General features: G+C 71.4%; 5 protein-coding genes and 1 pseudogene. 5 read left to right on the forward strand and 1 reads right to left on the reverse strand.

The window, feature by feature from the left end:
- Positions 1 to 3 precede the first annotated feature (3 nt).
- Positions 4 to 5,586: pseudogene (locus tag J8M50_RS49905) on the reverse strand (thioester reductase domain-containing protein); the annotation flags it as partial.
- Positions 5,587 to 5,866: 280 nt separating this feature from the next.
- Here J8M50_RS49905 and J8M50_RS41805 point away from each other — a divergent pair.
- The 5 genes from J8M50_RS41805 to J8M50_RS41825 are packed head-to-tail and all read left to right on the forward strand — an operon-like array spanning position 5,867 to position 13,198.
- Positions 5,867 to 8,695 carry an aminotransferase class III-fold pyridoxal phosphate-dependent enzyme gene (locus J8M50_RS41805; protein ID WP_010352673.1) on the forward strand — a complete coding sequence of 943 codons (2,829 nt, stop codon included), beginning with the start codon at positions 5,867 to 5,869 and terminating at the stop codon, positions 8,693 to 8,695.
- A gap of 28 nt (positions 8,696 to 8,723) precedes the next feature.
- Positions 8,724 to 9,917 (forward strand): acyl-CoA dehydrogenase family protein, encoded by a 1,194-nt coding sequence (locus J8M50_RS41810; RefSeq protein WP_010352674.1) that lies wholly within the window; start codon positions 8,724 to 8,726, stop codon positions 9,915 to 9,917.
- A 20-nt stretch (positions 9,918 to 9,937) separates the two neighbouring features.
- The gene (ccrA, locus tag J8M50_RS41815) at positions 9,938 to 11,287 is read left to right on the forward strand and encodes a crotonyl-CoA carboxylase/reductase (protein WP_010352675.1); all 1,350 of its coding nucleotides are present in this window, start codon (positions 9,938 to 9,940) and stop codon (positions 11,285 to 11,287) included.
- Positions 11,284 to 12,156 carry a 3-hydroxybutyryl-CoA dehydrogenase gene (locus J8M50_RS41820; protein WP_010352676.1) on the forward strand — a complete coding sequence of 291 codons (873 nt, stop codon included), beginning with the start codon at positions 11,284 to 11,286 and terminating at the stop codon, positions 12,154 to 12,156. The genes ccrA and J8M50_RS41820 overlap by 4 nt, the downstream gene beginning before the upstream one ends.
- Positions 12,157 to 12,202: 46 nt before the next feature.
- Entirely contained in the window at positions 12,203 to 13,198 is a 996-nt protein-coding gene (locus J8M50_RS41825; RefSeq protein ID WP_010352677.1) for a 3-oxoacyl-ACP synthase III family protein, read from the forward strand.
- Positions 13,199 to 13,343 lie beyond the last annotated feature (145 nt).

Consider the following 13,343-nt stretch of genomic DNA (forward strand, 5'->3'; position numbering starts at 1 on the left):
TCGTCATTTCCTTCCGTCATCGGGAAAAGCGGGAAAATAGCCGGACTCGGCGAAGAAGCGCGCATACAGTCCGAGCAGCTCGGGTGTGATCTCGGGGCAGGTGATGCCGGATCCGGCGAGGGCCTGTTCGGTCCCGCCGACGTCGACGGGGACATGGCTCGCCTCGCCCAGCTTCATGAACACGCTGAAGACATCGATGACCGGGAACAGCGCGTTGTCGCGGTCGGCCCGTACGGCTGCCACGAAGTCGGCCCAGGGCACGTCGTCGAGCCGGTAGCCGGATGCGCGGAGCCGGGCCGCCATCTCCCGGAAACCGGCCGGCTTGCGGTTCTGGAGGTGGAACGTCCGGCCGGCCGCCGACCGGGTCCGGGAGAGCCTCACCATGGCCGCCGTGACGTAGTCCACCGGGACCATGCCGATCAGCGCGTCGGCATTGGACGGCAGCGCCCCCGCCTGGATGCCGCCCTTGAGACTCAGCCAGATGAAGTCACGGGTCTGGCACGCCCCGTTGAGCTGGTCACCGCACACGACATCGGCCCGGTAGACCGTCACCGGCAGGCCGCGGCTCCTGGCGATGTCGATCATCCGCTCCGCCACGTACTTGCTCTGGGTGTATCCGGTCGGCAGCTCCGAGCCCGGCCCCGAGGGGTCGTTCGGTGCCAGCGCGCCACCGTGCGGCGCGCGGCGCGCGAAGACACCGGTCGACGAGAGGTAGTGCACCGGCACCGAGCGATACCGGGTGGCCAGCCTCAGCACCTCCTCGGTACCGGTGACGTTGGCCGCCTTCAACGCCGAGTACGGCTTCAGCCAGTTGACGTCGGCGCCGACGTGGTAGATCACGTCGACCGTGCGGGCGAGCGCGTCGGACGTCTCCGGCGCCAGACCGAGGCCGGGCCGGGCGAGGTCGCCGACGACGACCGCGAGCCGCTTCGCGTCGATCTCGTCCCAGAGCCGGTACCCCGTCAGAGTGGCGCGCAGGCGCTCGAACGCGGTCGCCTCGTCCTCGGCGCGGACGAGACAGTGGACCTTCGCCCCGGTCGACCGCATCAGGTCCCTGAGCAGGAAGGCGCCGACGAACCCGGTCGCGCCGGTCAGGAACACGGTGCCGGGGTCCGTGGGGGCCGTCTCGGCGGGCGGGACCACGTCGGCGGCGAGCCGGATCTCCGCGTCGAAGTCCACGGCGGCCTGTGCCGGGGCCAGCGAGCCGCCCATCAGCTCGGAGTGCAGGTGCTCGACCAGTGTCGTGAGGTTCTCGTGGTCGAACAGCGCACTCGGGGACAGGCGTACGCCGGTCGCCGTGCTCAGCCGGTTGCTGAGTTCGACGGCGGTGAGGGAGTCGAGGCCGAGGTCCTTGAACGGGTGGCCGGGGTCGATGCCGGTGAGGTCGTCGTGGCCGAGGGTCGCGGCGAGTTCGGTGTGGGTGTGGTGGAGGAGCTGCCGGTGCTGTTCGCCGTGGGACAGGCCGGCCAGCCGCTGGAGCAGGGGCGGGGTCGCGTCGTCCGCGAAGGTGTCCCGGGCCTCCGTCAGGTCGGCCAGCAGGGGGCTGGGACGGTGTGCGGTGAAGGCCGGGACGAACCGCCGCCAGTCGGTGTCGGTGACCGTCAGCAGCGTGTGGCCATCGAGCAACGCCTGTTCGAGCGCGGTGATCGCGGGCTCGGGGTCCATCGGCCGCAGCCCGATGCGGGCGAGGTGTTCCAGCAACTCCTCACTGGCCAGGCCGTCGCTGCTCCAGGTGCCCCAGGCGATCGAGGTGGCGGCCAGGCCCCGGCTGCGGCGGTGGCCCGCGAGGCCGTCCAGGAACGCGTTCGCGGCGGCGTATCCGGGGGAGCCCGCGCTGCCCCAGCTGGACGCGCCGGACGAGAACATCACGAACGCTTCCAGGTCCAGGCCCAGTTCTCCGGTCAGCTCGTGCAGGAGCCACGCGGAGCCGGCCTTGGCCCGCCACAGCCCCGCCAGCCCGTCGGCGGTGATCTCCCCCACCGGGGCGTCCCCGTCGCCCACTCCCGCCGCGTGCACCACCGCCGTCAACGGGAACTCGCCGGGGATCGCGGCGAGTACGGCCGTCAGCCCCGCACGGTCCGCCGCATCGCACGCGGCCACCGTCACCCGCGCCCCCGCCTCTTCCAACTGGGCCCGCAGGCCTGCCGCACCGTCGGCGGCCATGCCACGACGCGACACCAGTACGACGTGCTCGGCGCCCCGCGCCACCGCCCAGCGCGCCATGTGCGCCCCCAGCGCCCCCGTCCCGCCGGTGATCAGCACCGTTCCGCGCATCGCCCACGTGCGGTCGCCGCGCCCGACGCCCGGAGCCGACCGCACGAGCCGCCGCGCGAATACTCCGGCCGGGCGTATCGCGACCTGGTCCTCGCCTCCCGGCCCGCCGGACACCACCGACCGGAGCCGCCCGGCAACCTCCTGGTCGATCCGCTTGGGCAGGTCGACCAGCCCGCCCCACCGGTGCGGCAACTCCAGCGCCGTGGCCCGGCCCAGCCCCCACAGCGCGGTCTGCTCCGGCGAGCACACCTCGTCCTCCGTCCCGACCGCGACCGCACCCCGGGTCAGACACCACAGGGGTGCCGTCACCCCTGCCCCGGCAAGGGCCCGCACCAGCCACACCGTGCCCGCCAGCCCCACCGGCACGGACCCGGCGACACCGTCCCCGAGGGCCAGCAGCGAAACGACGGCGGTCACCTCGCGTACCTGCGCACCGGCCACCGCGTCCACAACAGCCTGTTCACCACCGGCCGGATCCACCTCGACCGGCACCGCCGCTCCCAGCCCCGACGCCACCATCTCCTTCCACTCCGCAGGCACACCCGTGGGGACGACCACCAGCAAGGTCCCGTCCTCCCTGGCAGCGGGCGCCTCCCAGGGGCGCCACCGGTCCTCGTACCCCCACTCGGACGTCCCCGCCACCGGGGAAGACGTACCGGCCTGCGCCGGGGCGAGCCAGTACGGCCTGCGCTGGAAGGGGTACGTCGGCAGGTCGATCCGGCGCGAGCCGGTACCGGCGAACACCGCGCGCCAGTCGATCCCGGTGCCGAGGACGTGCGCCTGGGCGAGCCCGGTGAGCAGCGTCCGCACCTCCGGCCGACCGCGCCGTTGCAGTGCGACGAACCCCGCGTCCACGCACTCCCGGCCCATCGCGGCCAGGACACCGTCCGGCCCGACCTCGACGAACCGGGTCACGCCCTGATCGCGCAGCCGGCGCACCTGATCGGCGAACCTGACCGGCCGCCGCACGTGCCCGATCCAGTAGTCCGGCGTGGACACCTCACTCGCCGGCGCGGCCATGCGGACCGCCGGTGTCCCGAACGCGAGCCGGCCCGCGACCTCCGCGAACTCGTCCAGCATCGGTTCCATCAGCGGCGAGTGGAAGGCGTGACTCACCTTCAGCCGGCTCACCTTGTGTCCCCGGTCGGACAGCGTGCGCGCGAGCGAGGACACGGCGTCCCCGCTGCCGGAGAGCACGACGGACCGGGGGCCGTTCACCGCCGCGATCCCCACCTCCGCCCCGCGCCCGGCCAGCAGCGGCAGCACCTCGTCCTCGGCGGCCTGGACGGCGAGCATCGCGCCGCCCTCGGGAAGCGCCTGCATCAGCCGGGCCCGCGCTGCGACCAGCGCACACGCGTCCGGCAGGGCGAGCACTCCCGCGACGTGCGCCGCGGTGAGCTCACCGACCGAGTGGCCGGTCACGTAGTCCGGGGTGACACCCCAGGACGCGAGCAGCCGGAACAGCGCCACCTCGTACGCGAACAGCGCCGGCTGCGTCCACTCGGTGCGGTCCAGGCCCGCGCCCCCGAACACCACGTCCTTCAACGACCCCGGCAGCAGTCCGGCGAAGCCGTCGCACACCTCCTCGAAGGCGGAGGCGAACACCGGGAAGGTCTCGGCGAGTTCACGGCCCATCCCGGCCTGCTGCGCCCCCTGCCCGGTGAACAGGAACGCCGTCTGGCCTTCACCGGCCACTCCGTGCAGCGTCGTGGCGCCGGGACCGCCGTCGGCGACGGCCCGTACGCCTGCGACGAGTTCGCCGACATCCTTGCCGAGCACGGCGGCCCGGTGCGGGAAGGCGGTCCGACCCGTCGCCAGCGAGTACGCGACGTCACGGGCCTCGACCTCGCCCGAGGACTCCACGAAGGACACCAGCCGGGCGGCCTGTGCGCGCAGGGCCTCGGGAGTGCGCGCGGACAACAGCCACGGAACGACCGGCAGCGTGCGGCCGGTGTCGGCGGGGGCCGGTTCGTCCTCGGGTGCCTGTTCGAGGACGATGTGCGTGTTGGTGCCGCTCACGCCGAAGGCCGACACGGCGGCGCGGCGGGGCCGGCCGGCGTCCGGCCAGGGCAGTGCCTCGGTGAGCAGCTCGACCGTGCCCGCCGACCAGTCGACGTCGGAGGTGGGTTCGTCGGCGTGCAGGGTGCGCGGCATGACCCCGTGCCGCAGCGCCATGACCGTCTTGATCACACCGCCCACACCGGCCGCCGTCTGGGCGTGGCCGATGTTCGACTTCAGGGTCCCCAGCCGGACGGGCCGCTGCGGGGTGTGCGCCTGACCGTAGGTCGCGAGCAGCGCCTGCGCCTCGATCGGGTCGCCCAGCCGGGTTCCGGTGCCGTGCGCCTCGACGAGGTCGATGTCCGAGGGCGTCAGGCCGGCGTTGGCCAGCGCCTGCCGGATCACCCGTTGCTGCGCCGTGCCGTTCGGTGCGGTCAGCCCGTTGGACGCGCCGTCCTGGTTCATGGCCGAACCGCGGATCACCGCGAGCACCGGATGCCCGTTGCGCCGGGCGTTCGACAGCCGCTCCAGCAGGACCATCCCCACGCCCTCGGCGAAGCCCATGCCGTCGGCCGCGCTGGAGAACGCCTTGCACCGCCCGTCCGGAGACAGGCCGCGCTGGCGGCTGAACTCGACGAAGAAGGCCGGGTTGGCCATCACCATCGCACCGCCGGCCAGCGCCAGGGAGGACTCGTCGCGCAGCAGGGACTGAGCGGCCAGGTGCAGCGCGACCGGGGAGGACGAGCACGCGGTGTCCAGCGTGACCGCGGGCCCCTGTAGCCCGAGCGTGTAGGAGATGCGGCCGATCGCCACGCTCGATGACGTGCCGGTCATGAGATAGCCCTCGATGCCCAGCCCGGGGTCGTCGACGCCGGCTCCGTAGCCGTTGTAGAGCACGCCTCCGAACACGCCGGTGTCGCTGCCGCGCAGCGAGCGGGGATCGATCCCGGCCCGCTCGATCGCCTCCCAGCTGGTCTCGAGCAGCAGGCGGTGCTGGGGGTCCATCGCGAGCGCCTCGCGGGGGGACGTCCCGAAGAACGCCGCGTCGAACCCCTTGACGTCGGCGAGGAAGCCGCCGCCGCGGTTGTAGAACTTGCCCGGTGTGTCGGGGTCGGAGTCGTAGCTGCCCTGGACGTCCCAGCCCCGGTCCGACGGCAGCTCACCGATGGCGTCGACGCCGTTCGTGACGAGGTGCCACAGTTCCTCGGGCGACGTCACGCCGCCCGGGTACCGGCAGCTCATCCCGATGATCGCGATCGGCTCACGGGGGAGAGACTCCAGCTCCGCTATCCGCGCTTCGGCCCGGTGCAGGTCGGCGGTGACCCACTTGAGATAGTCGAGGAGCTTTTCCCGTTTTTCCATCGATGGCCGATCCTTTTCCCGTGTCCCGGCGAGACTGACCCACGATGAGCGTGGTGTTCTCCCGGCTCCGGGGCAATCAGGGTTTTGGGAAACACGACCCGTAACACGGGCGCGCGTTACGGGTCGCGCTTCCCGAACCCACTATTGCGAGGGCTTCACCGGGCCACGGACGATGCCAAGGCACCGAGGACCGGAGACCGGTCGCGGGACGAGACGCACGTGAGGAGCCATCGTGGCAGGTCCGATCCGTTTCTCCGACTCGAGCCTGACCGAACTGCTCGGCGCCTTCGGGACCGACGTCGAGTACGTCCGGGCGAAAGGCGACACACTTTTCTATCGGGCGAGCGACGGAACAGAGGTCGCTGTGCTGGACCTCCTGAGCGGAGTCGGATCGCTCATTCTCGGACACAATCATCCGGACCTCGTGGCCGAGGCGAAGAGATTCCTGGACGCCGATTCCCCCGTCCACACCCAGATGTCCGTGCACACAGGCGCCGACGAGGTCGGGCGTCTGCTCAACGAGATCATTCACCGTGAATTCCCCGGCGCGGAGGACTATCTGATATTCCTCGCCAACTCCGGCGCGGAGGCGGTCGAGGGAGCGGTCAAGCACGCGGAGTTCGACCGGCTGCACCGGGCGACGCGGCTGCTGGAGGAGATCGAGTGCAACGCGGGCGACGCGATCGCCGCCGTCCGCAGTGGAGCGGTCCGGCTGCCGGACGGACTGCCGTCGCTCCCTCCAGGTCACCCGGTGCCCACCACCGTCGAGGAATTCGAGAGCGTCCTCGCCGAACTGCTCGCCGGCAACCGGGAGAAGCTCGGCAGGCCCCCGGTCTTCTTCGCCCTGGAGCGGAGTTTCCACGGCAAGCTCGTCGGCAGCGTCCAGCTGACCCACGGCCCCGCCTACCGCGCGCCGTTCGCGACGCTCGGTCGCGCCACCCGGTTCGTACCGCCCGACCGGCCGGACGTCCTGCGCACGATCGCCGACGAGGAACGGGTCACGGTGTTCGACGTCGTGGCCCGCGACGGCTGCATCGACATCGTCGAACGGGACTTCCCGGTCTTCGCCGCCCTCATCGTGGAACCGGTCCAGAGCGAGGGCGGCATCCACGTCCTCACCGAGGAGTTCGCCACCGCCGTACGGGAGATCTGCGACGACATCGGCTGCCCCGTCGTCGTCGACGAGATCCAGAGCGGAATGGGCCGGTGCGGAGCGTTCTTCGCGGGCTCGCTCAACGGTTTCCGCGGCGACTACATCACCTTGTCCAAGTCACTGGGCGGGGGGCTCGCGAAGGTGTCGGCGACCCTGGTCCGCGCGTCGCTGTACCGCAAGGAATTCGAGTTCATCCACAGCTCGACGTTCGGCCGGGACGGCTTCTCCACCGCCATCGCCCTCAAGACGCTGCAAATCCTGGAGGCGGACGGCGGGAAAGCCTACGAGCGCGCCGCCGAGCGGGGCGAACGCCTGCTGCACATGCTGCGCGGTCTCGCCGATACGTACCCGGATGTCATCGCCGATGTCCGAGGCCGCGGGCTGCTGCTCGGACTCGAGTTCACCCCGCAGTACACCGCGACGTCGGCGATCATCAGGCAGCACACGCTGACCGGCACCTTCGGCCAACTCGTCGCGGGCTACCTGCTGCGGGTGCACGGCATCCGCATGCTGCCGACCGGCAGCGCACCCAACGTGCTGCGCATCGAACCGTCGATCTACCTCGGCGACGCCGAGATCGCCCAGCTCGAAGAAGCGCTCACCGAACTCTGCGAGGTACTGCGCAGCCAGGACGCGCTGCACCTCGTCCACCCGGTGATCTCCCCGGAGACGCGGCCGGCAGTCGCGGTCAGGGACTTCACGGCGACACCCGACGAACAGCCCGCCCAGCTGGACGACCAGCGCCCGGCGCGCAAGGTCGCCGTCATCAGCTACCTGCTGACCCCCGGCACGCTGCGGGAACTCGACCCCTCGCTCGGCGAGTTGGACGACCGCCAGCTGGAGACGTACGGCCGCAGGCTCGAACCGCTCAGGGCGATGCCACCCCTGCCCCCGACCCGCATCGACTCCCCGCTCGGCACGTCGGTGGAGCTCACCGTGTACCCGCTGGCCGTCACCTCGCAGCGGATGGCCGAGCGCATCCGGCAGGGACGGCACGACGAGATCCGGCAGGACGTCGAGGCGTACGCGCGCATCATCAGGGACCTCGGCTGCGAGATCGCCGGGATCGGCTTCCAAGCCGGGACGGCCACCGCCCGCGTCCCCGGGATCACGTTCACCTCCGGCCTGGCGCTCACCGCCGCGACCGCGCTGCGGGACCTGACGGCCGCCGCCGAGGAACGGCAAGGGCTCACCCTGGCGGTGCTCGGCGGAGCCGGACGCGTCGGCTCCACCTGCGCGGCACTGGCGGCGGAGGACGTGTCGAAGATCGTTCTCGTGGGCAGCGGCCGTGACGGCAGCGAACAGCGGCTGCGCGCCGCAGCGCACCGGGTCTACCAGGAAGCCTGGTCACGCATCGCCGAGGGCGGTGAACTGACCGGCATTCCCGCGTTGTTGGGGAAAGAACCACTGATCGACGGCTGGCTGCGCGAACAGCGTCCCGGCGACGAACCCAGCGGCGAACTCATCACCCGGTACCTCCAGGACCGGTACGGAACCGATCCTTACGTCGCGATCACCGACGACCTCTCCGCGCTCGCGGAAGGCCACCTGGTGCTGTCGGCGGTGACGAGTCCGACACCGGCCCTGACCGGCAAGCACCTCCGCGCGGGCGCCGTCGTGTGCGACGTGGCCGTACCGGCGAGCACCGTGGACAGCGCCGCACTGCTCCGCGACGGCATCCGCTACGTCCGCAGCGGCATCCTGGCAGCGCCCGGCGGGGCCGGCCTGCCCGCCGGCGCACGGGGCGGCCTCGGCGACGGAGAGCTGTTCGCGGGGATGGCCGAGGCGGTCGTGCTGGGGCTGTCCGGCGCCGCTCCCGAACAGTTCGGCGGCCCGGTCACCCGGTCCCAGGCGCACGACATCCTCGCGCTGGCCCGCCGGCACGGGTTCAAGCAGACCACGTTCTGACTCCGACACCTTCCGAGGAGAAGACACCATGACCGCAGACTCCGGCGCCCCGGGGCCGACCGCCTCGGACGAACTGGTCGCGAAGGCACATGAACTGACCCCGTTCCTGCGCTCCCACTCCGAGACCTCGGAGCGCGAGCGCACCCTCGCGCCCGAGGTCGTGACGGCGCTGCGCGACGCGGGCTTCTTCCGGCTGACGACCCCGGCGAAGTTCGGCGGCCACGACCTCAGCCTGTCCGCCCAGGTGGAAGTCATCGCGGCGGTGGCCAGGGGATGCGCGTCGGCGGGGTGGGTCCTCGCGGCCGAAGCGGCGTCGACGATGCTCGTCCACATCGTCTCGGAGGCGGCGATGGCGGAAGTCTTCGACGGCCGGCCGGACACGTTGATGCTGTCCACCGCCGTGGACCTGACCACGGCCACGGTGACGCCGACCGAGGGCGGCTTCCTGGTCTCGGGGCACTGCCGCTTCGCGACGGGAGCCGAGATCTCCGACTGGGCGCTGGTGACCTCGCTGGTGTTCAAGGCCGGCGACGAGGACCGCGTGCTGAGCTGTGTGCTGCCGCTGAGCGACGTGACGGTCGAACGGACGTGGAACATGTCCGGCATGAGCGGCACGGGAACGCACACGATCGTTCTCGACAACGTGTTCGTGCCGGAACACCGGACCCGGCAGTTCATCGTCTCCGAGGTGTACGCCAGCGACGAGGACGAGCGGCCGTCGTACTTCGTCCGGGCCAGCCTGACGACCCTCGCGGCGCTGGTCGGCGCGGCCCGGGGCGCGCTCGACGTCGTCCGGGAGAAGTTCTCGAAGGACCCGGCCGAGACGGACAAGCCGACCGACTTCAGGGGCGCCGCCGCCATGGAGTCACCGGGTATCCGCCTGTGGTTCGCCGAGGCGGCACACCTGATCGACAGCAGCATGCTGCACCTGATGCACGCCGCGAGCCGGCTCGACGGCGTCGGGTACGAGGAACCTGTCGAGTGGCTGGAACGGGCCGAGCTCAGGATGCACGCCTCCTCGTCGGTGCGGCTCGCACGCGAGGGCATGGAGAAGCTGCTCGACATCAGCGGTGCGCGTGGCTTCGCGCTGGCGAATCCGCTCCAGCGCTACTGGCGTGACCTCGCCGTCGGCAGCCGCCATGTCTCCTTCCACGCGCCGACCGCGCTGGAGGACTACAGCCTCGCGCTCTGGGGCAAACGGCCCTCGCTCGTTCTCATCTAGCCGACTCCGAAAAGGACGCTATGGACCCGCTATCCGAGGCTGTGCTGGCCGGTGCCTCGCCGGAGGAGCTGGAGCGCATCGCGCCACCGCCCGAGTACCTCGCCGCACATCTGCGCGCCGAGGACGTCGACATGTTCCGCGACGTCGCCGACAAGGACGTACGCAAATCGCTGCGGGTCGGCCGGGTGCCGATGCCCGAACTCGCGCCGGACGAGGTGCTCGTCGCGGTGATGGCCAGCGCGATCAACTACAACACGGTCTGGTCGGCGATGTTCGAGCCGATCCCGACGTTCAGGTTCCTGCGCCAGCTCGCCCGCCGGGGCGGCTGGGAGGCCCGGCACGACCAGCCGTACCACGTGGTCGGGTCGGACGCGGCGGGTGTGGTGGTCCGGACCGGGTCAGGCGTCCGCCGGTGGCGGGCCGGCGATCACGTGGTGACCAGCCCGATGCACGTGGACAGCGAGGAACCCATCGCGCACGCCGACGGGATTCTCGGCGAGGAACAGCGGGCATGGGGGTTCGAGACCAATTTCGGCGGGCTCGCGCACTACGCGGTGGTGCGCGCGACCCAGCTGGCGCCCAAGCCGGCGCACCTGACGTGGGAGGAGGCGGCCAGCAACCCGCTGTGCGCCGGCACCGCCTACCGGATGCTGGTCAGCGACCGCGGCGCGCGGATGAAACAGGGCGACGTGGTGCTGATCTGGGGCGCCGCCGGCGGCCTGGGCGCGTACGCGGTGCAGCTCGTGCGCAACGGCGGTGGCGTCGCCGTCGGCGTGGTCAGTTCGCCGGAGAAGGCCGACCTGGTGCGCAGGCTCGGCTGCGATGTCGTGATCGACCGGCACGAGCTGGGCATGCCGGCGGACGGCCGGCCCACCCCCGAGCAGACCATCGAGATCGGCAAGCGGCTCGGGTCGATCATCCGGCGGGAGGTCGGCGAGGACCCGCACATCGCCTTCGACCACGTGGGCCGCTCGACGTTCGGGATCTCCGTCTTCGTGGTCCGCCGCGGCGGCACGGTCGTCACCTGCGGATCGAGCAGCGGCTACGACCACACCTTCGACAACCGCTACCTGTGGATGCGGCTCAAGCGGATCGTCGGCAGCCACGCGGCCAACCTCCAGGAACACACCGAGTGCAACCGGCTCCTGTCGCTCGGCAGGATCCAGCCGGCGCTGAGCGAGGTCCATCCGCTGGAGGCGGTCGGCGAAGCCGCCCGACTGGTCCAGACCAACGCGCACGCCGGGAAGGTCGGTGTGCTCTGCCTCGCACCCGAGTACGGCATGGGCGTCACCGACCCGGAGCGGCGCGCCGCCATCGGCGAGGACCGCATCACCCTGTTCCAGCGGGCCACCGCGGCCGGTGCCCGATGAACACGCCGCAGTGGCTGGGCCGCGTCGGCGTGGTGGGCTGCGGGGTGATGGGCACCGGCGTCGCCGAACTCTGCGCGGTCCGGGGCCTGGACGTCGTCGTCTTCGGACGCCGCGAGACCTCGACCGACGACGCGCGCGAACGCCTCGCCCGATCACTGGACCGCGCCGTGCGCAAGGGCCGCACGACCGAGGCGGACCGCAAGGAAGCACTGTCCCGCACCTCGTTCACCACGGACCTCGGCGCGCTCCACGACTGCCGGATCGTGGTGGAGTGCGCGCCGGAACAAGAACCCCTCAAACGGGAGATCTTCACCGCGCTGGACCGGATCGTCACCGACGACGACGCCATACTCGCCTCGGTCACCTCCTCGATCCCGATCACCCGCCTGGCCCGCGCCACCGCACGGCCCGCCAAGGTCATCGGCACCCACCTGTTCAACCCGGCACCGACCATGCCACTGGCCGAGCTGATCCCCACCCTGCTGACCGACGACGAAACGGTACGGCGGGCCGAGGAGTTCCTCGGCGACGCGCTCGGCAAGCAGGTGATCCACGCGCCCGACCGCGCGGGCTTCCTGGTGAACACCCTGCTGGTGCCGTACCTGCTGTCCGCCGTCCGCATGGTCGAGATGAACGCCGCCTCGGCCGCCGACATCGACCGGGCCATGATGGGCGGCTGCGGACACCCGATGGGACCGCTGGCGCTGATCGACCTCATCGGCCTCGACGTCATCGCCGAGGTCGCCAGCAGCCTGTACGAGGAGTACAAGGAACCGCTCCACGCCCCGCCCCCGCTGCTGTCGCGCATGGTCGAGGCCGGGCTGCTCGGCAAGAAGACCGGGACCGGCTTCCACACCTACCGGACGTGACCGCTGACGGTCCGTGCGAGCCCCGACTGTTCACAAGGAGATCGGCATGCCGGTAGGCATCCTGGGAATTGGTTCGTATCTGCCGGAGAACGAGGTCTCCAGCGCGGACATCGCGCAGCGCGTCGGCGTCACCGAGGAGTGGATCCTCAGCAAGACGAAGATCGAGACACGGCGCTTCGCGGCCGACGACGAGGCGACCTCCGACCTCGCGGCCCGCGCCGCGCGCGCCGCACTGGCCTCGGCGGGGCTGACCCCCGACGAGATCGGCACGATCATCGTGTCGACGTCCACACCGGACTCCCCGCAACCGGCGACGGCATGCCTCGTCCAGAACCTGCTGGGCGCCCGCCGCGCCGCCGCGTTCGACGTGAACGCCGTGTGCAGCGGCTTCGTCTACGCACTGGCCCTCGCCGAGGGCCTGATCGCCGTGGACCCCGGCCGACGCGTGCTCGTCGTCGCCGCCGACCTGTACTCCCGGTCGCTGGACTTCGGCGACCGCCGGACCGCCGTACTCCTCGGCGACGGCGCCGGCGCGGCGGTCGTCGGGGAGGTGGGCGAGGGCTACGGCATCCAGCGCATCGACCTGGCGGCGCACGGCGACCTCCAGGGGCTGATCCGCGTCGAGGCGGGCGGAACCCGCCGTCCGGCCTCGCACGAGACGGTGGCCGACGGCGGCCACTTCTTCCGGATGGAGGGCCGCCTCGTACGGGAATTCGTCCTCGAACACGTGCCGGCGGCGCTTGGTCACTTGGTGCGGGAGGCGGGCGTCCCGCCGACGGAGGTCGGCCACATCGTCCCGCACCAGCCCAACGGCGCGATGCTCGACGAACTCGACAAGCTGTCCGGATTCCCCAACGCGCGCTTGCACCGGACCGTGGAGCGTTACGGCAATGTCGGCAGCGCTTCTGTGCCGGTGACGCTGGATGCCGCGCACCGGGAGGGCGCGTTGGACGACGGCGATCTCGTGTTGCTGACCTCGTTCGGCGGGGGGATGTCGACCGGGCACTGTCTGCTGCGCTGGCGGCAACCCGGAACGCGGTGACCCCCGGGCGCCCGCGCCGGTACTGAGGTTCTCGACTTCATCTTTCAGCGCCTGCTCGGCCCTTGGATGCAGGATCTGCCTGCTGTTTTGGGCTGGCGAACCTATGGCGCCGATCAGGCCGAACTGTTTACTCCCAAGGGCGCGA

Origin of the sequence: Streptomyces acidiscabies (assembly GCF_020010905.1) — a bacterium.
In the GTDB taxonomy this organism is placed as follows: domain Bacteria; phylum Actinomycetota; class Actinomycetes; order Streptomycetales; family Streptomycetaceae; genus Streptomyces; species Streptomyces acidiscabies.